The sequence below is a fragment of the Burkholderia sp. BCC0397 genome, from assembly GCF_902832865.1.
In the GTDB taxonomy this organism is placed as follows: Bacteria; Pseudomonadota; Gammaproteobacteria; order Burkholderiales; family Burkholderiaceae; genus Burkholderia.
Genome location: NZ_CADFDL010000016.1, coordinates 52,507 through 72,875 on the forward strand (window position 1 = coordinate 52,507; position 20,369 = coordinate 72,875).

The window sequence follows — 20,369 nt, forward strand, 5'->3', positions numbered from 1 at the left end:
GTCATTGCACCTCGTAGCGGCCGTTGCCGGTGCCGACGATCGTCGCGCTGCCGGCGGCCGAATGCAGCGTCACGCGCACCGGCGTGTCGATGCTCTCGGTGCCGAACACGACGCGGTTCGCGCGCGTGTCCGACCCCGGGTAATCGATGTCCGCGCCCGTCACGCCGCCGTCCCAGTCGCGCGGGCGCAGCAGGTCGTCGCGCAGCGTGCGCCAGCCGTCGGGCGAGCTCACGTCGAACTGGAAACCGTGCGCGGTCGGCTGCCATGCGATCGGCCGCGCGCGCACCTGCGCTTCGTCGCCGGCCGTCTCGAACAGCAGCGCGATGCGCTGCGCTTCCTCGCGCAGGTCGGTGCGCGGATTACGCGTCAGCGACAGCGACGCGAGCGACACGAGCAGCCCCGCGATCACGAGCACGACCAGCATTTCGAGCAGCGTGAAGCCGCGCGCGCGACGCCGCGCCGCGCGGTGCTTCGTCAAGCCGCCATCGGCACCTGCCGGTACGGACGGCACCGCACCGCGACGCACACGGCAATCGCGGCCGCAGCGGGAGGTCGTGCGAATGGCGAGCATGAAGAACGGGAATGAAACGTCGGGTCGATCAGCGCCGGCTCATTGCCACGAGCCGATGTCGGAGTCGTTGCTTTCGCCGCCTTCCTTGCCGTCGGCGCCGTAGCTGAACACGTCGATCTCGCCGTGCACGCCCGGGTTCAGGTACTTGTACCCGTTGCCCCACGGATCGTTCGGCAGGCGCTCGAGATAGCCGCCGTCCTTCCAGTTGTTCGGGATCGGATCGGTGGTCGGCTTCTGGATCAGCGCGTTCAGGCCCTGCTCCTGGGTCGGATAGCGGCTGTTGTCCAGACGGTACAGCTTGAGCGCCTGCATGATCGTGCCGATGTCCTGCTTCGCGGCGATGCGGCGCGCCTCGTCCGGGCGGCTCATGATCTTCGGCACGATCAGCGCCGCCAGGATCCCGAGGATCGCGACCACCACCATGATCTCGATCAGCGTGAAACCGCGCTGACGACGCACGGCCGCGTTGCGGCGAGTGATCCACGTTTGCATGACTGACTACCTCTTTCCAAAAAATGTCGTCGATTGAGTGACGCACCCGGCGCATTCGGGACGATTGCCTGACGGCAACCTTCCGATACCGCGGGCGCGGAGCACGCATTGTAAGGCGCGCATCGCCGAGGGCTTTCACCCAACGCAAATTTCATATACATCCGTACAATAGCGCGCATGAACGCGCTCTCGATCCGGATCCTTTCCCTCGCCCTCTTCGCGGGTTTGTGCGCGACGGCCACCTACTGGGTCGTCACGCTGTCGGCCCGCGAAGCGCCGCTGCCCGCCGCCGCCGCGCGGCTGCCGATCCGCACCGAGGACGCCGCCGCGCTCTTCGGCGGTCAGCTCGACAAGAATCCCGTGCAGGACATCCACCTGTTCGGCATTCTCGCGCTCGATCACGGCGGCGCGGCGATCGTCGGCATCGGCGGCGAACCGCCGCGTGCGGTGTCGCTCGGCGCGGACGTGACGTCCGGCGCGAAACTCGCCGAAGTCCGCCCCCGCTCGATCATCGTCGAGCGCAACGGCGCCCGCACCGAAGTCCAACTGCCGGCGAACACGCCGTCCCCCGCGATCTACATGCGTTGAACGGTAGCGGCCTGCCGAATGCCAGGCCGTTACTGCACCATGTTGTTCAGCTCGATGATCGGCAGCATCACGGCCAGCACGATCACGAGCACGATGCCGCCCATCGCGAGGATCAGCAGCGGCTCCAGCAGGCTCGTCAGGAACATTGTGCGGCGCTCCAGCTCGCGCGCTTCGCCTTCGGCCGCGCGATCCAGCATCGTCGTCACGTCGCCCGTCGCCTCGCCCGAACGAATCAGGTGCACGAGCACCGGCGGAAACGTCTTCACGTTGTTCAGCGCGCGCGACAGCGCGGAGCCTTCGCGCACGCGCACGATCGCATCGTCGATGTTCGCGCGCATCGCGCGGTTCGACAGCGTCTCGCCGGCCGCCTGCAACGCGCGCAAAATCGGCACGCCGGCCGCGGTGAGAATGCCGAGCGTGCTCGCGAAGCGCACCGTGTTGTAGCCGCGCACGAGCTTGCCCGCGAGCGGCGCGGTCAGCACCCAGCGATCGAACGCGAGCCGCGGCCCGGCGCGCGACAGCGTCGCCTTCACGAACCACACGACGAGCGCGACCGCGATCAGGATCGCCCACCACCAGTGCCGCACGAATTCCGACAGCGCCATCATCACGACCGTGAGGACCGGCAACTGCTGCTTCGTGCTCGCGAACACGTTGACGACCTGCGGCACGACATAGCTCAGCAGGAACGTGACGATGCCGAACGCGATCAGCGTGACGATGCCCGGATACGTGAACGCCAGCAGGATCTTCTGCTTCAGCGCATTGCTCTGCTCGATGTAGTCGGCGAGACGCGACAGCACGATGCCGAGCTTGCCGGTGTGCTCGCCGGCCGCGACCAGCGCCCGGTAGATTTCCGGAAAATCGCGCGGATGCTGGCCCAGCGCATTCGCAAGCGAATGGCCGCCGAGCACTTCCGCGCGGATCGCGGCCATCAGTTCGCGGATGTAGTCGCGCTCGGCCTGCTCGGTGAGCACGCCGAGCGCTTCGTCGAGCGGCAGCCCCGCAATCAGCAGGCTCGCGAGCTGGCGCGTGAGGATCGCCTGTTCGCGCTGCGACAGCTTGCGGCCGAACGCGAGCCGCTGCGAGCGCGCGCCGCGCGTCCCGCTGGCGGCCGGCTCGACGACGAGCGGCGTAAGCCCCTGCGTGCGCAGCTGGCCCCGCGCGGCACGCGCGCTGTCGGCATCGATCACGCCTTTCTGCGCGCGTCCCGCCGAATCGATTGCTTCGAAACGGAATGCCGGCATCGCGCTATGCGCCTCCCGTCACGCGCAGCACTTCCTCGAGCGACGTCGCGCCGGCCGCGAGCCAGCGCTCGGCGTCGTCGCGCAGCGTGCGCATGCCTTCCGCGCGGCTCGCGGCGAGAATCTCCGCATCGGCCGCGTTGCGGTGGATCAGCGCGCGGATCGAATCGTCGACCAGCAGCAGTTCGTACACGCCGCGCCGGCCCGCGTAGCCCGAATGCCCGCACTTGTCGCAGCCGACCGGATGCCACACGGTGCGGCCTTCCTCGTGCCGCTCTTCCTTGCAGACGGGGCACAGCTGGCGCACGAGGCGCTGCGCGAGCACGCCGAGCAGCGACGACGCGAGCAGGTACGGCTCGACGCCCATGTCGGTCAGACGCGTGACGGCGGACGCCGCATCGTTCGTGTGCAGCGTCGCGAGCACGAGGTGGCCCGTCAGCGACGCCTGCACCGCGATCTGCGCGGTTTCGAGGTCGCGGATTTCGCCGATCATGATCACGTCCGGGTCCTGGCGCAGGATCGAGCGCAGCGCGCGGGCGAAGGTCATCCCGATCCGCTCGTTCACCTGCGTCTGGCCGATGCCGGACAGGTCGTATTCGATCGGGTCCTCGACGGTCATGATGTTGGTCGTCGCGGTTTCGAGCCGCGACATCGACGCGTACAGCGTGGTCGTCTTGCCCGAGCCGGTCGGGCCCGTGACGAGCACGATGCCGTGCGGGCGGGCGATCAGCTTGTCGAACTGGACGAGCGTGTCGCGGCCCATCCCGAGCGCTTCGAGGTTCAGGCGCTTCGCATCCTTTTCCAGCAGACGCAGCACCGCGCGCTCGCCGTGCCCGGTCGGCAGCGTCGACACCCGCACGTCGACCGGCCGGCCGCCGACGCGCAGCGTGATGCGGCCGTCCTGCGGCAGGCGCTTCTCCGCGATGTCGAGCTGCGCCATGATCTTGATCCGCGAAATCAGCGCGCCGTGCAGCGCCTTCTTCGGGCGCACGACGTCGCGCAGCGTGCCGTCGACGCGAAAGCGCACGACCGACGCATTCTCGAACGGCTCGATGTGAATGTCCGACGCCTGTTCGCGCGCCGCTTGCGTGAGCAGCGCGTTGATCATCCGGATGATCGGCGCGTCGTCTTCCGATTCGAGCAGGTCCTCGACCTCGGGGATGTCCTGCATCAGCCGCGACAGGTCGACTTCGCCTTCGACCTCGCCGACCACCTGCGCGGCGCTGCCGTCCTGGCGCGCGTAGGCCTGGTTGATCGCCTGCGCGAGCTCGTCGGCCGGCACGCGATGCACGGCGATCGAGCCGAAGTTGCGCGCGATCTCCGCGAGCGCGGCGTCGCTCGTGCGTTCGCTGATCCACACCTCGAGCGTGTCGTCGAGCTGGTGCGCGATCAGCACCTGGCCGCTCTTCGCGAAGCCGTACGGCAGCAGGCGCGCGGCGAGCGGCGACGGCGGCTGCCGTTCACCCGGCGCGCCGTCGTGGGCGGAAGACGCGAGCACGTCGCTCACTGCGAGGCTCCCGGTGCGGTGGTCAGCGGCTGTTGCGGCACCGCCTGCTGCGGCACGCTTTGCGGCTGCGCGGGCGTGGCCTCCGGCAACGGCTGGGCCGGCACCGGCGCGACCTGGCGCTGCAACTGCTGGCGACGCATCTTGTCGAGATCGAACAGGTTGCCGGCCGGCGTACCGCCCTGGCTCGGGCCCAGCGGCATCGGCGGGACGACCGGGTCGTCCTTGTCGCGGATCACGTTGTTGTCCGACTTGTACGCGCCCGTCACACCCTGGATGTAGTCGTAACGATTGGCCGTGACTTCCTGCGCGGTGCCGCGATCGGAAATGATCACCGGGCGCAGGAACACCATCAGGTTGGTTTTCGCGCGCACCTTCGATTCCGAACGGAACAGCTGGCCGATCCACGGAATGTCCCCGAGCAGCGGCACCTTGCTGTTCGATACCTGGTAGTTGTCCTGCATCAAGCCGCCGAGCACGATGATCTCGCCGTTGTCGGCAAGGATCGTCGACTGGATCGAGCGCTTCGTGAAGGTCGGGCCGGTCTGCGCGCTCGTGGTACCCGCGACGACCGCCGAATCCTCGGTGTAGAGCTGCAGCTTCAGGATCCCGCCGTCGGTGATCTGCGGCTTCACGTGCAGCGTCAGGCCGACGTCGCGACGGTCGTAGGTGTTGAACGCATTGTTCGTGTTGCCGCTCGTCAGGTTCGAATACGAACCGGTCGCGATCGGCACGTTCTGGCCGACGACGATCTTCGCTTCCTCGTTGTCGAGCGTGATCAGGTTCGGCGTCGACAGCACGTTCGCGTCGCTCACGCCCGCGAAATACTGCAGCAGTGCACCGAGCCCCTGCACGCCGAACATGTTGTGCAGCCAGCCGATGTTCAGCCCTTGGGACAACTGCCCGAGATTGGAGGCCAGCCCGCCGCCGGTGATCCCGCCAGCGGCGTTGGCCACCCCGCCGGCCGTCAGGTTGATGATGCTGTTGCCCAGGCCCAGCCCGGGGTTCAGGTTCGTACCGCCGAGGAACTGGCCGCTCGCGACCTGCCACTGGATGCCGAGGTTGCCCTGCGTCGTCGAGTTCAGCTCGACGATCAGCGCTTCGATATAGACCTGCGCACGCCGTGCGTCGAGCTGGTCGATCACCGAGCGCAGGTTCCGGTAAACCGGATCGGATGCGGTGATGATCAGCGAGTTGGTCGCCGAGTCGGCCTGGATCATCCCGCCCGGCTGGTTGTCGTCGCCCTTGTCCTTGTCGCCGCTGAGCAGACCGGCCGTGCCGAGCCCGCCACCGCCGGACGAGCCGCCGCCGCCATATGCAGACGAAGACGACGAACCGCCGAGACCGCCCGACGGCAGCGGCGGGGTGCCCGACGTGCCGGTCGAGAAGTTGCCGCTCGACGACGAGCCGCCGCTCTGGTTGAAGCTGTTCGCATCGTTGGACGACGCCGACGAGCCGCTGTCGTTGCCGCCCTTGCCGAGCATCCCGCGCAGCGTCTTCGCGAGCTTCACCGCATCGGCGTTGCGCAGCGGCACGACGTGCATGTTGCCGGGCACCCCGCTCGGCGCGTCGAGCTGCTGCACGAGGCGCTTCGCGGCCGCGAGGCGCGACGCGCTCGATGCGCGCAGCATCAGCGAGTTGGTGCGCGGGTCGGCCGTGACCGATACCTTCAGCGTCGCGTCGCTGTTGCCGATCGCGCCCGGGTCGAGCATCTTCTGCAGTTGCGCGGCGAGGTCGATCGCGTTCGCGTTGCGCAGCGGCACGACCTGCACCTGCGCGCCCGCGGCGCTGTCGACGCCCGAGATGATCTGCGCGATGCGGCGCACGTTGTCCGCATAATCGGTCACGACGATCGTGTTGTTCGCCGGGTAGGCCGTCACCGTGTTGTTCGGCGAGATCAGCGGCCGCAGCACGGGCAGCAGGTTGTTCGCCGATTCGTTGTGCAGCTCGAACACCTGCGTGATCACCTGGTCGCCGCGCGCCTGCGGCGCGTTGCCGACATAGGTCGGCACGCCCTGCAGCTTCGCGTCGGCTTCCGGCACGACCTTCAGCACGCCGTGATCCTGCACGAGCGCGAAGCCCTGCATGCGCAGCGCCGACTGCAGCGTCTTCAACGCCTGGTCTTCCGGCACCGGTCGTTCGGCCACGAGATTGAGCTGCCCCTTCACACGGGGGTCGACGATGATGGTCTTGCCGGTCGCGGCGCCGATCGCTTTCGCGACCTGGTCGATATCCGCATTCACGAAGTTGAGCGTGACCTGAGCGTAGGCGGCCTGCGAGACGATGATGCCGGCCACGAGCAGGGTCGTGGCGATACGCCGCATAACGAAGCGATTTCTTGTCATGGATGAATGGGTCGATGCCGGCTCAGGCCACTTCCGGCGGTAGTGCTGGGATCCAAGTCCGAAAGAGGCGACATTAGCAGTTTTTCATGTCCGAAATATCACATTGATCCGAAGACTGTCTCACATACGACATGTATCCGGTGAATCGTATGCAATATGTAAGGATCGGCGTCACACTCCGCATGCCGGCCGTCGCCGCTGCCGTCGCCCCCATTTCGCGATGAACCGACACGGAAATGCGGTATAACCGGGCTGCCGTATTCCTGCCTGTCGCAATCCGGCGGTCTGCCGGTATGATACGGGCGGCACGTTTCTCGTCGCACGAATAACAGGCACGGGTTTTCCCGAGCTTCGCGCAATTCCCTTTCTTTTCCGCACGATGAACAGACGGTTCGCTTCGATCGCGTTGATCGCCGCCGGCGCGTGGTTCGCCAGCGGCAACGCACGCGCGGACTGTTTCGACGAAGCGGCCAAATACCAGCAGGTCAATCCGCTGATCCTGCGCGCGATCGCGTGGCAGGAGTCGCGCAACCGGCCCGCTGCGCTGAACAAGAATACGAACGGCTCGGTCGACTACGGCCTGATGCAGATCAATTCGATCCACCTGCCGACGCTGTCGCGCTACGGGATCGGCCGCGACACGCTGATGGAACCGTGCAAGAACGTGTACATCGCCGCGTGGCATCTCAAACAGAAGATGAACCGCTACGGCAACACGTGGCAGGCGGTCGGCGCCTATCATTCGGAAACGCCGTCGCTGCGCGACAAGTACGCGCGGCAGATCGCCGGGATCCTGACGCAGTGGAAGCTGCTGCCGCCCGCTCAGGCCACCCAGGCTGCTCAGGCCACGCAGGCCGCTCAGTGATTCCGCGCCGCATCGCCGGCTGACGCCGCGCCGGCCGGCCGGCGCGCGTTTGATGCACAATGCGGGCTGACGCCGCCGTTTCGCCCGCGTGCGGGCCGATCGCGCCCCGGCAGGGCGCCGCGGCCGCTTTTTCATCTTTTCCGTTGGTGCATATCATCATGAATCCGGCAATGAAACAGCCGTTGCCCGTCACCGTGCTGTCCGGTTTCCTCGGCGCCGGCAAGACCACGCTGCTCAACCACGTCCTCGCGAACCGCGCGGGCCTGAAAGTCGCGGTGATCGTCAACGATCTCGCGGCGGTCAATATCGACGCGTCGCTCGTGCGCGATGCGCAGGCGCTGTCGCACGTCGAGGAGCGCCTCGTCGAAATGTCGAACGGCTGCATCTGCTGCACGCTGCGCGACGATCTGCTCATCGAGATCCGCAACCTCGCCGCCGAAGGCCGCTTCGACGCGATCATGATCGAATCGACCGGTATCGCGGAGCCGATGCCGATCGCCGAAACCTTCACGTTCGTCGACGACGACGGCGCGTCGCTGTCGGCCATCGCGCGGCTCGACACGCTCGTCACCGTGGTCGACGCGTACAACTTCCTGCGCGACTACGGCTCCGACGACGCACTCGCGACGCGCGGCATCGCCGCGTCGGAAGACGACGACCGCACGCTCGTCGAGCTGCTGATCGAGCAGATCGAATTCTGCGACGTGCTGGTGATCAACAAGGCCGACCTGGTCGGCGCGGACGATCTCGCGCGCCTGCAGCACATCCTCGCGCGGCTCAATCCGCGCGCGCACCAGGTCGTGTCGACGTTCGGCAACGTGCCGCTCGACGAAGTGCTGAACACCGGCCGCTTCGATTTCGACGAAGCCGCGAACGCGCCGGGCTGGCTCACGTCGCTCGACCACGGCCACACGCATTGCGACGACCCCGACTGCCATGACGACCATCATGCGCACGTGCACGGCGAAGCCGACGAATTCGGGATCGGCAATTTTGTTTACCGCGCGCGCCGGCCGTTTCACCCGGCACGACTCTGGGCGCTGCTGCATCAGGAGTGGCCGGGCGTGCTGCGCAGCAAGGGATTCTTCTGGCTCGCGACGCGCAACGACATCGCGGGTTCGCTGTCGCAGGCGGGCGGCGTATGCCGGCACGGGCCGGCGGGTTTGTGGTGGGCGGCGCAGGATCGCGCGGAATGGCCGGACGACGACGAGCTGCTCGCCGAAATCCGCACCGAATGGCTGGGCGATCTCGACGATCGCACGGTCGGCGATCGCCGGCAGGAACTCGTGCTGATCGGCATCGCGCTCGACGCCGATGCCTGGCGCGCGAAACTCGACGCGTGCCTGCTGACCGATGCGGAGTTCGCACTCGGCGCGGCGGGATGGGCCGCGTTCGACGATCCGTTCCCCGCGTGGGATGTCGATTCGCACGACGACGACGATCATGGCGACACGCAAATCGTGCACGCGTGATCGCGTTGTAACGGCTTGTAAAAGTAACCGTTAACTTTTGCAAGAGCGGCGCGGACTGTGGCGAAAATGCCGCGCGCGCACAACAAAAAACCCGCCGAAAGGCGGGTTTTTTTCTGGAACAGGCGCGGATTTAACGCTTGTTGACGGCGTCCTTGAACGCCTTGCCAGCCGTGAACTTGACCGTCTTGGCTGCCGGGATCTTGATGGTTTCGCCCGTCTTCGGGTTGCGGCCCGTACGTGCTGCGCGCTTGCCCGAACCGAAGCTGCCGAAGCCGATCAGCTGAACCGCATCACCCTTCGACACGGCCTTCTTGATGACTTCGAGCAGCGTGTCCAGCGTTTCGCCGGTTTGAGCCTTGCTGGCGCCCGTTTGGGCGGCGACGGCGTCGATCAGTTCCTGTTTGTTCATTAAGGTTCCTTTATCAGGTTAGGTTGACACGAACAGCGCGAACGCGCCGATTATACGTGCGCGAACCGTGCCGTCGAGAGTCAGACTCCGACGACACAGCGCCGAATCCTGGCCCGCGCGACGCGCCCTCCGGCTTGCCGGTGGCCACCCCGCGGTACGGCGTTGCTATGATAGCGCAGCGCAAACCCAATAACGACAAGGGTTTCAAAGATTTTCATCGGTATTTCGCCGAATGAATCGTCGATTGCCCGTTTTTTGACCTGCGCCAACCGGACAGGATACGCAGCGTGGTCCGCCCGTACGTCGCCCCGTTGCCCTTTTCCAACGGCCGTTCGGACGGCCTCCCGCAATCCCTTGCCAGGCTTGGCTGCCACGTTTTTTGTTTCGCATGCCCGACCGACTTGTTTCCGCCACGCTCGCGTTTCGCGACGACGGCACGCTCGTCTCGCCCGAGTTCGGCGAGCTTCATCGCGGTGCATCCGGCACGCTCGCGCACGCGCATCGCGCGTTCGTCGCGGGCAACGGGCTGCCCGCGCGCTGGCAGCGCCGCCGAACGTTCACGATCGTCACAACCGAATTCGGCGCGGGCGCCGGCTTCCTTGCGGCATGGGCCGCGTGGCGCGACGATCCTGCACGCTGCGAACGGCTGCATGTCGTCGCGGTCGAACCGCACCCGTTCTCGCGCGACGACCTGCGCCGCGCGGTTTCGCATATGGTTGCAGACACAACCATATCGGCAGACGTCGATGCATTGATCGATGCATGGCCGATACTCGTGCCGGGCCTGCACCGGCTCGAATTCGACGAAGGGCGCGTGGTGCTCACGCTCGCGTTCGGCGATGCGATCGACCTGTTGAAGAAGCTCGTCGCGCGCGCCGATGCGTTTTTTCTCGACGGCGCCGCGGCATCGAACGACGGCGTCCGCGCACTCGCGAAAATCGCCGGCGAACACGCGACGTTTGCGACGCATGCAAAGTCCGACGACGTGAAACACGCGCTCGGCGAAACAGGTTTCACGTGCCGCGAAGTCGACGATCGTCTCGTCGGCGAATATGCGCCGCGCTGGCGCGCGCGCCGGCACGAGCCGCCGCGTGCACTGCCCGTTGCAGCGCGCCGTGCGATCGTGATCGGCGCGGGCCTCGCCGGCTGCGCGGTGGTCGAACGCCTGGCCGCGCGCGGCTGGGACGTCACGCTGATCGAACGGCACGAACGGATCGCGAGCGAAGCGTCGGGCAATCCGGCCGGGGTGTTCCACCCGCTGATGACGCGCGACGACAACGTCGCGAGCCGGCTCACGCGCGGCGGCTTCCTGCACGCGATCGCACGCTGGCGCGCCCTCGAACGCGCAGGGCATGCGTTCGCACACAGCACGCACGGGATGATCCATCTCGCCGAATCGGCCGACGATTTCGCGCGGATGCGCGACGCGTTCGATGCGTTCGGCGCGCCGTCCGACTACGTGACGCTGCTCGATGCCGATGCCGCGCGTGCACACCTGAATCTGCCGGTCGCGCATGGCGGCCTGCTGTTTCCGCACGGCGGCGCCGTCTGGCCGGCCGGGCTGTGCGCCGCGCAATATGCGGCGGCCGGCGAGCGCGTGCGCCTGCTTGCGTCCACCTGCGTCGCACGGCTCGAACGGCGGGGCGACACCTGGCATGCGCTCGACGATACCGGCGCCACGCTGGCCGATGCGCCCGTCGTCGTGCTCGCGAACGCGGGCGACGCCGCGCGTCTTGCCGGGCTGCAGCATGTCGCGCTGCAACCGGTACGCGGCCAGCTCACGCTGTTGCCGCCGGGCACGACGGCGCCGCTGCCGTGCCCGACGATCGGCGACGGTTACGCGGTCCCGCTCGACGACGGCACGCTGCTGATCGGCGCCACGTTCGAACCCGACGACACCGACCCCGCGATGCGCGCGGCCGGCCACGCCGAAAACCTCGACCGCGTGCGGCACCTGCTGCCGGGCCTGATCGGCGACCTGCCGGATCCCGCCACGCTGCGCGGCCGCGTGGCGTTCCGCTGGGTCGTCGGCGACCGCCTGCCGCTCGTCGGCCCGCTCGCCGACGAAGCGCAGGCCACCGCGAACGCACGCGCGCTGGGCGGTGCGCAGGCACGCGACCTGCCGCGCATGCCCGGCCTCTACGGCGCCTTCGGCTTCGGTTCGCGCGGCCTCGTGTGGGCTGCGCTCGGCGCCGAGCTGATCGCCTCGCAACTCGAAGGCGAGCCGTGGCCGCTCGAGCGCGAACTCGCCGACGCGGTCGATCCCGCCCGCTTCCTGATCCGCGCACTGCGCGCACGCCGCGTCGGTTCGACGGGCTGACCGGGCGTGCACCTCCTCACAGTTTCCCGATTTTCCTGCGCAAGGTTATCCACGCAATGCTGTGGATAACCTTGCGAAATCCGCACGCACTTCGTGTGTAATCACAGTGGACGTAAACTGGGCAACTCGGCACAGCTGTGAATCGGCCCGAAAGTTGCTCAACTCAAATGTCTGTGCACGAACAGCCTGTGCAACCGGTTATGGTTTCGCCAACACCTTGATCTGCCAGCGTAAACCGGAGTTATCCACAGAACTGTGCGTCCTTTGTTAACTTCTACTACGTATATATACAAGTAAACCTTTGAAACCAAAGACCTGGGGGCCGCACAGCGCCGCGAGTCGATTCAATCGGTTCCGGAGCGAAAAAGCTGTGGCACAATCGGTTTCCTTCGCGTTCGTTCGGCCAAGCGCCGGACATGCTTCAATGGAACGGTCGGCACGATTTCGAATCTGAATCTTCGAGACTGCGCAGTCCGTTCACACACCAGGCCGACAATCCAGATCGGCAACCTGAACGACGTTCCGCCCTGTGGCGGAACAGGCGGACCCCATGTACCGCCATCGTCGAGCACAACAATCACATTCGGGGCGATACCCAGCCGGCGCGCATCCATTTCTGACGCTTGACCCCGCGTCGCTGGCGGTTGCTTCCAAAGGAGAAGTCACCACGATGAAGTCGGCGTTCTCATTCCTGCCCAACTGGCCGCTCGCGCCGGATGCCGTGTTCTGGGCCGGGCTCGCACTGTTCGCAGCCGGCCTGTGCGGCGAGCTGTGCTACCGCGCGTGGCGCCTGCCGCGCATCACCGGCTATGCCGTAATCGGCCTGATTGCCGGTTCGTTCGGATTCGGCGTGATCGACACGAGCACCGACGAAACCTCGCGGCTGCTGATGAACGTCGCGCTCGGCCTGCTGCTGTTCGAACTCGGCAGCCGTCTCGACCTGCGCTGGATCCGGCGCAATCCGTGGCTCGTCGCGTCGAGCCTCGCGGAAGCCACGCTCACGTTCGTGCTCGTGCTGTTCGTGATGCTCGCGCTCGGCGTATCGGGGATGGTCGCGCTGGTGCTGTCGGCGATCGCGATCGCGACGTCGCCGTCGATGGTGATCCAGCTCAAGACCGAACTGCGTGCGGAAGGGCAGGTGTCGCAACGCCTGATCACGCTCACCGCGCTCAACAGCGTGTACGCGATCGTGCTGACCAAGCTCGTGACGAGCTGGCTGCACCAGGAAGCGTACGGCAACGTTTTCGCGACGATCCTGCAACCGCTCTACCTGCTCGCCGGTTCGTTCATCGTCGCGTATCTCGTCGCGCGTTCGTGCAATTACCTGTTCCGTCACATGAACGCGACGATGCGCGACGAGCATTCGTTCGTCGCGCTGTTCGGGCTCGTGATGCTCGCGATCGCCGTCGCGCAGGCGCTGAAGCTGTCGACGCTGCTCACGCTGCTGCTCGCCGGCATCATCGTGAAGAACCTCGAAGCGCGGCCGCAGCTGTGGCCCGAGCACTTCGGCACGGCCGGCTGGCTGCTGACGGTGGTGCTGTTCGTGCTGACGCTCACGTCGTTCACGTGGGGCGACATCGCGCTCGGCGGGCTGCTCGCGATCGTGCTGATCGTTACGCGGCTCGCCGCGAAGCTGGCCGGCGTCGTCGCGTTCGCGAAGCCGAGCGGTCTCGGGATGAAGCAGGGCGTCGCGCTCGGCATCGCGCTCACGCCGATGTCCGCGCTGTCGTACCTGCTCGTCGACGATACCTACCAGCTCTATCCGAATTTCGACCCGCACCTGCGCGCGATCGTGATGTGCTCGATCGTGATCCTGCAGCTCGTCAGCCCGTTCGTCGTCTACCGCTGCCTGTCGGCGGTCGGCGAACGCAGCGACAGCAACTGATTCCGGAACCTGCCATGGCACTCGAAACCTTCGTCAATTCCGAGCCGTTCACGTTCGGCGTCGAACTGGAGATCCAGGTCGTCAACACGCACAACTACGACCTGACCAAAGCGGCATCCGACCTGATGCGCCTGATCCAGGGCGAGACCTTTCCCGGCAACATCACGCCGGAAATCACCGAAAGCATGATCGAGCTGTCGACCGGCATCTGCCATTCGCACGAGCAGGCCGTCAGCGAGCTGCATGCGATCCGCGACGTGCTCGTGAAGGCGGCCGACCAGCTCAACGTCGGGCTGGCCGGCGGCGGCACGCATGCGTTCCAGCAATGGAGCGACCGGCAGATCTACGATGCGCCGCGCTTCCAGTACATCTCCGAGCTGTACGGCTATCTCGCGAAGCAGTTCACCGTGTTCGGCCAGCACGTGCACATCGGCTGCCCCGATCCCGACAGCGCGCTGTTCCTGCTGCACTCGATGTCGCGCTTCATTCCGCACTTCATCGCGCTGTCCGCGTCGTCGCCGTTCGTGCAGAACGTCGATACGGGCTTCCATTCGGCGCGCCTGAATTCGGTGTTCGCGTTCCCGCTGTCGGGCCGCGCGCCGTTCGTGCTGACCTGGGACAGCTTCGAGGAGTACTTCACGAAGATGGTGAACACGGGCGTCGTCAACTCGATGAAGGACTTCTACTGGGACATCCGGCCGAAGCCCGGCTACGGCACGATCGAGGTGCGCGTGATGGACACGCCGCTGTCGGTCGATCGCGCGGCGGCGATCGCCTGCTACATCCAGACACTTGCTCGCTACCTGCTGACCGACCGGCCGCTGAAGCTGTCGGAGGACGATTACCTGGTCTACACGTTCAACCGCTTCGAAGCGTGCCGCTTCGGGCTCGAGGGCACCTGCGTGAATCCTCAGACGGGCGAGCGCCGCACGATCGCGGAGGACATCCTCGACACGCTCGACCGGATCGCGCCGCATGCGGCCGCGCTCGGTTCGCGCGCGGCGCTCGACGAGATCGGCGCGCTCGCGAAGGCGCGCGTGAACGACGCATCGTGGTTGAGAACCGTTTTCAAACAGGAAAAATCGCTGAACGAGACGGTCCGGCAGCAGTGCTTACGTTGGCGTGGGTGAAAAAATGTTTTGCAGATTGCGGGATCGACTGCACTGCCATTCGCTGAACGGCAGTCGGCGTCGTGTCGCGCCGAAATCATCGGCAGGCGTCCTCAAAATCTGTGGATAACCCGATATTCCACTGCAAAGTCAACGCTCTGCGGGTGGGATAACCCGGTGGATCATTACCGTGCGGCCGATGGCCGATCCGAACAGGAAAATGCCGGCGCGCCCCGTTTCGCGGGTGCGCGACATTGCGCGCACAACGAAAAAATGCGGTTATCCAGCGATTTTCCACAGAGTGCAGGGGATAACTTAGCTGTGCGATTTTCCGCTCTCGCTTAGAATGTCGGCTTTGCGGACACCGGAAACGATGCGTGTGTCTCTGGTCGCCGCGAACGCGACCGCCGCGTGTGCCTCGCGACGGCCGTGCTGACGCACTCGAGAGCGTGCGTCTGTTTTTGAGATAGATTCGATCTCCACACTACGGCCGCTCGGCCATCCGGGCGGCGGCAAAGCGAAAAGACTATGAGCGAAGGCGTTTACGGGAACCAGGCTTCGGGACGTGTGACCCACAGCCTGCTGCGGTTGAGCACGGCCATGCGGAGCGAGGCATGGGATTGGGCGGAAGGCGCTGGCCTCACGCCGACGCAGGGCGAGATTCTCGTGCTGCTGCTGCAGCGCAAGGGCCCGATGCGGCTCGGCGAGATCGCGCGCGAGACGCAGCTCACCGCGGCCACCACGAGCGATGCGGTCAGCACGCTCGAGACGAAGGGGCTCGTCGAGAAGCGCCGTGCGCTGGACGACGGCCGGGCATTGGCCGTACGCCTGTCGGCGCGTGGCCGCACGGCCGCGAAGAAGGCGCTGCAATGGCCTGAATTCCTGACGAAAGCGGTCGGCAAGCTCGGCGCGGACGAGCAGGGCACGCTGTATCGCGCGCTGCTGAAGACGCTGCGCGAGCTGCAGGTGGCCGGTGCGACGCCGCCGCAGCGCATGTGCCTGACGTGCGCCCACTTCCAGCCGGGCAAGCTGTCGAAGAAGACCGTGCATCACTGCGCGGCGCTCGACATCTCGATGTCCGACAGCGATCTGCGTCTCGACTGCCCGGTGCAGGAAGAAGCCGACGCGGCGACGCAGAAGAAGACCTGGAAGATCTTCGCAGGCTGACGTCCGTCGATCGACCGGGAGGCCGATGATGAACGCTGAAGTCGTGGCGATCCGCCACGTGCATTTCGAGGATCTCGGGAGCTTCGAGCAGGTGCTCGGCGAACGCGGTCGACGGGTGCGCTATGTCGATGTCGGATCGTCGCGGGTCGAGGTGCTCGACGTGCTCGAGCCGTCGCTGCTCGTCGTGCTCGGCGGGCCGCTCAGCGTGTACGACGATGCGCAGTATCCGACGATCGCGCCGCTGCTGGCGCTCGTGCGCCAGCGCATCGACGCGGGGCTGCCGATCCTCGGCGTCTGCCTCGGCGCGCAGTTCATCGCGCGGGCGCTCGGGGCGCGTGTCTATCCGGCCGCGCAGCACGAACTCGGCTGGGCGCCGCTGACGCTCACCGACGCCGGCCGCGCGTCGCCGCTGCGCCATCTCGACGGCGCGACGACGTCGATGCTGCATTGGCATGGCGATACGTTCGACCTGCCGGGCGGTGCGATCCATCTCGCGTCGACGCCGGCCTGCCGCCACCAGGCATTCGCCTGGGGGCAGCACGTGCTGGCGCTGCAATGTCATCCCGAGATCCGTACCGATCGCTTCGAACCGTGGCTGATCGCGAACGCCGGCGAAATCGCCGCGACGCCCGGCGTCGACGCGCGCCAGTTGCGTGCCGATACCGCGCAGCATGGCCCCGTGCTCGAGACGGCCGCACGGCACATGTTCGCGGAGTGGCTCGGCAGCGTCGGGCTCTGACGTCGCGGGCGGCTCCGCCCGCTGCGAAGGTTGGGCCCGGCCTGCATCCGTTGCGGGCCGGCGCATCGCCGTACACCGCCCATTCCGCGCACTGCCGGCATCCGGCCGGCCATACCTGACCATCCGCTTACTGCCGATCGCGCCGTCTGCACGGTTCAGGCGTGCGTGCTACGCTCGTCCGCTCTTTCCCTTTCCTGGCGAGCGGCTTCCATGACTGCGCTGTTTTCTCCGTTCACGCTGCGCGGCGTGACTCTTCCGAACCGGATCGTGATTTCCCCGATGTGCCAGTACTCGGCCGAACGCGGCGAAGCGACCGACTGGCACATGATTCACCTCGGCCATCTCGCGCTGTCGGGCGCGGGGCTGCTGTGCATCGAAGCGACCGCGGTGGAACCCGACGGACGTATCACGCATGGCGACCTCGGCCTGTGGGACGACGTGACCGAAGCCGCGCTGGAGCCGGTGCTGGCCGCGATCCGCAAGCATTCGCCGGTCCGCGTCGCGATGCAGTTGTCGCATGCGGGGCGCAAGGCGTCGAGCGCGGCGCCATGGGAAGGCGGCCAGCTCGTGCCGGTGGCCGACGGCGGCTGGTTGCCGCACGGCCCGTCGGCCGTGCCGCACAAGGACGGCGAGACGCCGCCGCTCGCGCTCGATGCCGCGGGCCTGAACCGCATCCGCGAAGCCTTCGCGGCGTCGGCCAGGCGGGCCGCGCGGCTCGGCATCGATGCGATCGAAGTACACGCGGCGCACGGCTACCTGCTGCATCAGTTCCTGTCGCCGCTCGCGAACCGGCGCACCGACGAATACGGCGGCTCGCGCGAAAACCGGATGCGGTTTCCGCTCGAGATCTTCGAGATCGTGCGCGCCGCGTTTCCGGAAGACCGGCCGGTCGGCGTGCGCGTGTCCGCGACCGACTGGGTCGAAGGCGGCTGGGAACTCGACGATACGATCGCGTTCGCGCACGAACTGAAGCGCCGCGGCTGCGACTGGATCGACGTGTCGTCCGGCGGCGTGTCGCCGCTGCAGAAGATTCCGCTGTCGCCCGGCTACCAGGTGCCGTTCGCGCAGGCCGTGAAGCGGGCGGTCGGCATGCCGACGATCGCGGTCGGCCTGATCAACGACCCCGAGCATGCGAACCGGCTGATCGAGGCCGGCGATGCCGATCTCGTCGCGATGGCGCGCGCGATGCTGTACGACCCGCGCTGGCCGTGGCACGCGGCGGCCGAACTCGGCGCGCAGGTGACGGCGCCGCCGCAATACTGGCGCTCGCAGCCGCGCGAGCACAAGGCGCTGTTCGGCGACGTCGCATTCGGCCAGCGCTGAGCGCATCGCGCAATATTGCGCGCGATGTTGAACGAAGCAATATCGAACGTGTAGGATGCGGATGATTCGCCGCATGCCCCGACGCGGCACCGACCGGTGCCGCGTTTTCGTTTGGCGCGGCGCCCGGCCGCGATCGCGGCCGCTTCCCTTCAAGTCGTCTTCACAAGGATTGGTTCGATGAGTTCACGCAGGATCGCGGTGCGCCGCTCGGGAGTACACGGCAAGGGCGTGTTCGCCGTGGCGCCGATCAAGGCCGGCGAGCGCGTAGTGGAATACAAGGGCGAGCGAATCTCGTGGAAGGAAGCGCTGCGCCGCCATCCGCACGACCCGAGCGAGCCGAATCATACGTTCTACTTCGCACTCGACGAAGGCGGCGTGATCGACGGCAAGATCGACGGCAACAGCGCGCGCTGGATCAACCATTCATGCGCGCCGAACTGCGAAGCCGAGGAAGTCAAAGGCCGCGTGTACATCCACGCGTTGCGCGACATCGGGCCGGAAGAGGAGCTGTTCTACGACTACGGCCTCGTGATCGACGCGAAGCTGACGAAGAAGCTCAAGCGCGAATACGCGTGCCACTGCGGTGCGGCGTCGTGCCGCGGCACGTTGCTCGCGACGTCCGACGAAGGCGGGAAGAAGAAAAAGAAGAAGGACGGCAAGTCCGCGTCCGGTTCGAAGGACAAGAAGAGCAAGAAGTAAGGCCGGCGGCAGCGCATCGCGCGCTGCCGCTGTCGTTTCAGCCGACGGTTGCCGCGTCGTGGCGGCCCGTCATTCGCTGCCGTCTTTCCATTCCTGCTCCGGCGGGCCGCCCGGTCAACGGGCCGGCGGCTGCCCGCCGCGCATCGCTCAGTGCGTCGGCGCCGCAGCCGGCGTTTCGCTGGCCGGCTGCTCCGTCCGCGCGGCGAGCGGCACCCGCACCACGAAGCGCGAGCCGCCTTCCGGTGCATCCTCGTACGACACGGTGCCGCCGTGCATCGCAATGATGTCGTGCACGATCGCGAGCCCCAGCCCGGCGCCTGTTTCGACGCCGTTGCCGCTTTGCGCGTCGCCGCGGAAGAAGCGCTTGAACAGGTCGGCCTGCTGGTTCGCGGGCACGCCGGGGCCGTTGTCCTCGACGACGATCTCGGCGGCCGGCTGACTGTCCTCGAGCGCGGCGCGCGCGACGTTCACCGTGATCCGTGCGCCGTCCGGCCGCGCGAGCGGCACGTACTTCAGCGCATTGTCGAGCAGGTTCGCGATCACCTCGCGCAGCAGCACCGGGTTGCCGCGCACGATCAGCTTCTCGTCGTCGCCCGCATCGTCGCTGCGCTGGAAGCCGAGGTCGACATGCGACGCAAGCGCGCGCGGCACCCATTCGGCGCCCGTCTCGAACGCCATCGCCGCGAGATCGACATCGACGAAGCGTGCGGCCTGTTCGCCCGGCTCGGCACGCGCGAGCGACAGCAACTGGTTGGACAGCCGCACCGCGCGGTCCGCGGCCGCGCGCAGCTCGCGCACCGCGGCGAAGGTCTGGTGCGGGTCGCGCGCGACGGCCGCCTGTTCGGCATGCAGCTTCACCGCGGTGAGCGGCGTGCGCAACTGGTGCGCGGCATCGGCGATGAACTTGCGCTGCGCGTCGAGCGCGGTCTTCAGGCGGCCGAGCAGCGCGTTCATCGCGCTCGTCAGCGGCCGGATCTCCAGCGGCACGTCGGTTTCGTCGACCGGTTCCAGCGACGTGTGGGTCTGCCGGTTCAGCGAATCGGCGAGATGCGTGAGCGGGCCCAGCTGCTGGTTCACGACGCGCCACACGATGCCCCAGCCCGCGAGCAGCAGCAGCAGCAGCGGCATCATGATCGCGACGAGGAATTCGGCCGCGATCCGGTAGCGGTGCCGCACCGGCTGCGCGACTTCGACGACCATCGGCCGGCCGCCTTCGACGTTGTCGACGCGCACCTGCGCGACCCGCACCGCGCGGTTGTCGTATTCGGCCTCGAACACGTACGCGTGATGCATGCGGCGTACGTTGATGCCCTGCAGCGGCAGCTTCGGATCGCCGGCGAGTTCCTCCTCGCCGTCGCTGATCCGGTAAATCAGCGCTTCGGCCGGATCGGAGAACATCGCCTGCGCGAGCGGCGGCACCGTGAACTGCGCGTCGGGGCCGGCGATCTGGATCTGCTTGGAGATGGCGGTCGCGAGATCGGCGAGCGAGCGGTCGATCACGTGCTGCGTGTATTGCCACGCGAGCCAGTAGGCGATCAGGCCGCTCATCAGCGCGAGCATCGACAGCGGGGCGGCGAGGCGCCGGAGCAGCGAGCGGCGCAGGCTGGTGGTCACAGCCGGATCAGGAGACATTTCGA

General features: G+C 67.0%; 17 protein-coding genes. 10 read left to right on the forward strand and 7 right to left on the reverse strand.

Translation table 11 applies throughout. The features are described from left to right. Position 1: 1 nt before the first annotated feature. Together HWX03_RS31855 and gspG are read right to left on the reverse strand one after the other, a co-directional pair. Positions 2-571, reverse strand: coding sequence for a GspH/FimT family pseudopilin (locus HWX03_RS31855; RefSeq protein WP_174432090.1), 570 nt, complete (start codon positions 569-571; stop codon positions 2-4). Positions 572-610: 39 nt separating this feature from the next. After that, complete coding sequence (gene gspG / locus HWX03_RS31860) at positions 611-1,063, reverse strand: type II secretion system major pseudopilin GspG (RefSeq protein WP_175823404.1); 453 nt, start codon at positions 1,061-1,063, stop codon at positions 611-613. A gap of 177 nt (positions 1,064-1,240) precedes the next feature. On the opposite strand from gspG, the gene HWX03_RS31865 reads away from it, so the two are divergent. Next, entirely contained in the window at positions 1,241-1,651 is a 411-nt protein-coding gene (locus HWX03_RS31865; RefSeq protein WP_174432091.1) for a general secretion pathway protein GspC, read from the forward strand. Between the two features lie 29 nt (positions 1,652-1,680). On the opposite strand, the gene gspF is transcribed toward HWX03_RS31865, so the two are convergent. Genes gspF through gspD form a run of 3 tightly spaced genes read right to left on the reverse strand, consistent with a single transcriptional unit; the run spans position 1,681 to position 6,744 of the window. Further along, on the reverse strand, positions 1,681-2,898 hold the full coding sequence (gene gspF / locus HWX03_RS31870; RefSeq protein WP_175873996.1) for a type II secretion system inner membrane protein GspF: 1,218 nt from the start codon (positions 2,896-2,898) through the stop codon (positions 1,681-1,683). A 4-nt stretch (positions 2,899-2,902) separates the two neighbouring features. Beyond that, on the reverse strand, positions 2,903-4,402 hold the full coding sequence (gene gspE, locus HWX03_RS31875; protein ID WP_175873997.1) for a type II secretion system ATPase GspE: 1,500 nt from the start codon (positions 4,400-4,402) through the stop codon (positions 2,903-2,905). Further along, positions 4,399-6,744 carry a type II secretion system secretin GspD gene (gene gspD, locus HWX03_RS31880; protein WP_175823401.1) on the reverse strand — a complete coding sequence of 782 codons (2,346 nt, stop codon included), beginning with the start codon at positions 6,742-6,744 and terminating at the stop codon, positions 4,399-4,401. Before gspD ends, gspE begins: the two co-directional genes overlap by 4 nt. A gap of 379 nt (positions 6,745-7,123) precedes the next feature. Here gspD and HWX03_RS31885 point away from each other — a divergent pair, with 379 nt between their 5' ends. Both HWX03_RS31885 and HWX03_RS31890 read left to right on the forward strand, forming a co-directional pair. Then, complete coding sequence (locus HWX03_RS31885) at positions 7,124-7,609, forward strand: lytic transglycosylase domain-containing protein (protein ID WP_175873998.1); 486 nt, start codon at positions 7,124-7,126, stop codon at positions 7,607-7,609. Positions 7,610-7,767: 158 nt separating this feature from the next. Then, complete coding sequence (locus HWX03_RS31890) at positions 7,768-9,081, forward strand: GTP-binding protein (protein WP_279612258.1); 1,314 nt, start codon at positions 7,768-7,770, stop codon at positions 9,079-9,081. A 130-nt stretch (positions 9,082-9,211) separates the two neighbouring features. On the opposite strand, the gene HWX03_RS31895 is transcribed toward HWX03_RS31890, so the two are convergent. Next, positions 9,212-9,490 carry an HU family DNA-binding protein gene (locus HWX03_RS31895; RefSeq protein ID WP_006401505.1) on the reverse strand — a complete coding sequence of 93 codons (279 nt, stop codon included), beginning with the start codon at positions 9,488-9,490 and terminating at the stop codon, positions 9,212-9,214. Positions 9,491-9,878: 388 nt separating this feature from the next. Here HWX03_RS31895 and mnmC point away from each other — a divergent pair, with 388 nt between their 5' ends. The 7 genes from mnmC (at position 9,879) to HWX03_RS31930 (ending at position 18,732) form a co-directional block, all read left to right on the forward strand. Continuing rightward, complete coding sequence (gene mnmC / locus HWX03_RS31900) at positions 9,879-11,810, forward strand: bifunctional tRNA (5-methylaminomethyl-2-thiouridine)(34)-methyltransferase MnmD/FAD-dependent 5-carboxymethylaminomethyl-2-thiouridine(34) oxidoreductase MnmC (protein ID WP_175874000.1); 1,932 nt, start codon at positions 9,879-9,881, stop codon at positions 11,808-11,810. A gap of 670 nt (positions 11,811-12,480) precedes the next feature. Continuing rightward, positions 12,481-13,695, forward strand: a complete 1,215-nt coding sequence (locus tag HWX03_RS31905; protein WP_175874001.1) for a cation:proton antiporter — start codon at positions 12,481-12,483, stop codon at positions 13,693-13,695. Between the two features lie 14 nt (positions 13,696-13,709). Then, entirely contained in the window at positions 13,710-14,825 is a 1,116-nt protein-coding gene (locus tag HWX03_RS31910) for a YbdK family carboxylate-amine ligase (RefSeq protein WP_059829849.1), read from the forward strand. Between the two features lie 507 nt (positions 14,826-15,332). Beyond that, the gene (locus tag HWX03_RS31915; RefSeq protein WP_175874002.1) at positions 15,333-15,971 is read left to right on the forward strand and encodes a MarR family winged helix-turn-helix transcriptional regulator; all 639 of its coding nucleotides are present in this window, start codon (positions 15,333-15,335) and stop codon (positions 15,969-15,971) included. Between the two features lie 28 nt (positions 15,972-15,999). After that, positions 16,000-16,710: a glutamine amidotransferase gene (locus HWX03_RS31920; RefSeq protein ID WP_175874003.1), complete on the forward strand. Its 711-nt coding sequence runs from the start codon at positions 16,000-16,002 to the stop codon at positions 16,708-16,710. Between the two features lie 210 nt (positions 16,711-16,920). Next, on the forward strand, positions 16,921-18,033 hold the full coding sequence (locus tag HWX03_RS31925; RefSeq protein WP_175874004.1) for an NADH:flavin oxidoreductase/NADH oxidase: 1,113 nt from the start codon (positions 16,921-16,923) through the stop codon (positions 18,031-18,033). A 177-nt stretch (positions 18,034-18,210) separates the two neighbouring features. Continuing rightward, positions 18,211-18,732, forward strand: a complete 522-nt coding sequence (locus tag HWX03_RS31930; RefSeq protein WP_174388681.1) for an SET domain-containing protein-lysine N-methyltransferase — start codon at positions 18,211-18,213, stop codon at positions 18,730-18,732. Positions 18,733-18,879: 147 nt separating this feature from the next. Here the strand turns inward: HWX03_RS31930 and HWX03_RS31935 are convergent, their stop codons facing one another. Next, on the reverse strand, positions 18,880-20,364 hold the full coding sequence (locus tag HWX03_RS31935) for a sensor histidine kinase (RefSeq protein ID WP_175823393.1): 1,485 nt from the start codon (positions 20,362-20,364) through the stop codon (positions 18,880-18,882). Positions 20,365-20,369: the final 5 nt, after the last annotated feature.

What these genes read in the sequence shown, in the direction of transcription:
- HWX03_RS31855 (WP_174432090.1), bottom strand. Translation starts at nt 571, where the DNA reads ATGCTCGCCATTCGCACGACCTCCCGCTGCGGCCGCGATTGCCGTGTG.
- gspG (WP_175823404.1), bottom strand. Translation starts at nt 1,063, where the DNA reads ATGCAAACGTGGATCACTCGCCGCAACGCGGCCGTGCGTCGTCAGCGC.
- HWX03_RS31865 (WP_174432091.1), top strand. Translation starts at nt 1,241, where the DNA reads ATGAACGCGCTCTCGATCCGGATCCTTTCCCTCGCCCTCTTCGCGGGT.
- gspF (WP_175873996.1), bottom strand. Translation starts at nt 2,898, where the DNA reads ATGCCGGCATTCCGTTTCGAAGCAATCGATTCGGCGGGACGCGCGCAG.
- gspD (WP_175823401.1), bottom strand. Translation starts at nt 6,744, where the DNA reads ATGACAAGAAATCGCTTCGTTATGCGGCGTATCGCCACGACCCTGCTC.
- HWX03_RS31885 (WP_175873998.1), top strand. Translation starts at nt 7,124, where the DNA reads ATGAACAGACGGTTCGCTTCGATCGCGTTGATCGCCGCCGGCGCGTGG.
- HWX03_RS31890 (WP_279612258.1), top strand. Translation starts at nt 7,768, where the DNA reads ATGAATCCGGCAATGAAACAGCCGTTGCCCGTCACCGTGCTGTCCGGT.
- HWX03_RS31895 (WP_006401505.1), bottom strand. Translation starts at nt 9,490, where the DNA reads ATGAACAAACAGGAACTGATCGACGCCGTCGCCGCCCAAACGGGCGCC.
- mnmC (WP_175874000.1), top strand. Translation starts at nt 9,879, where the DNA reads ATGCCCGACCGACTTGTTTCCGCCACGCTCGCGTTTCGCGACGACGGC.
- HWX03_RS31905 (WP_175874001.1), top strand. Translation starts at nt 12,481, where the DNA reads ATGAAGTCGGCGTTCTCATTCCTGCCCAACTGGCCGCTCGCGCCGGAT.
- HWX03_RS31910 (WP_059829849.1), top strand. Translation starts at nt 13,710, where the DNA reads ATGGCACTCGAAACCTTCGTCAATTCCGAGCCGTTCACGTTCGGCGTC.
- HWX03_RS31915 (WP_175874002.1), top strand. Translation starts at nt 15,333, where the DNA reads ATGAGCGAAGGCGTTTACGGGAACCAGGCTTCGGGACGTGTGACCCAC.
- HWX03_RS31920 (WP_175874003.1), top strand. Translation starts at nt 16,000, where the DNA reads ATGAACGCTGAAGTCGTGGCGATCCGCCACGTGCATTTCGAGGATCTC.
- HWX03_RS31925 (WP_175874004.1), top strand. Translation starts at nt 16,921, where the DNA reads ATGACTGCGCTGTTTTCTCCGTTCACGCTGCGCGGCGTGACTCTTCCG.
- HWX03_RS31930 (WP_174388681.1), top strand. Translation starts at nt 18,211, where the DNA reads ATGAGTTCACGCAGGATCGCGGTGCGCCGCTCGGGAGTACACGGCAAG.
- HWX03_RS31935 (WP_175823393.1), bottom strand. Translation starts at nt 20,364, where the DNA reads ATGTCTCCTGATCCGGCTGTGACCACCAGCCTGCGCCGCTCGCTGCTC.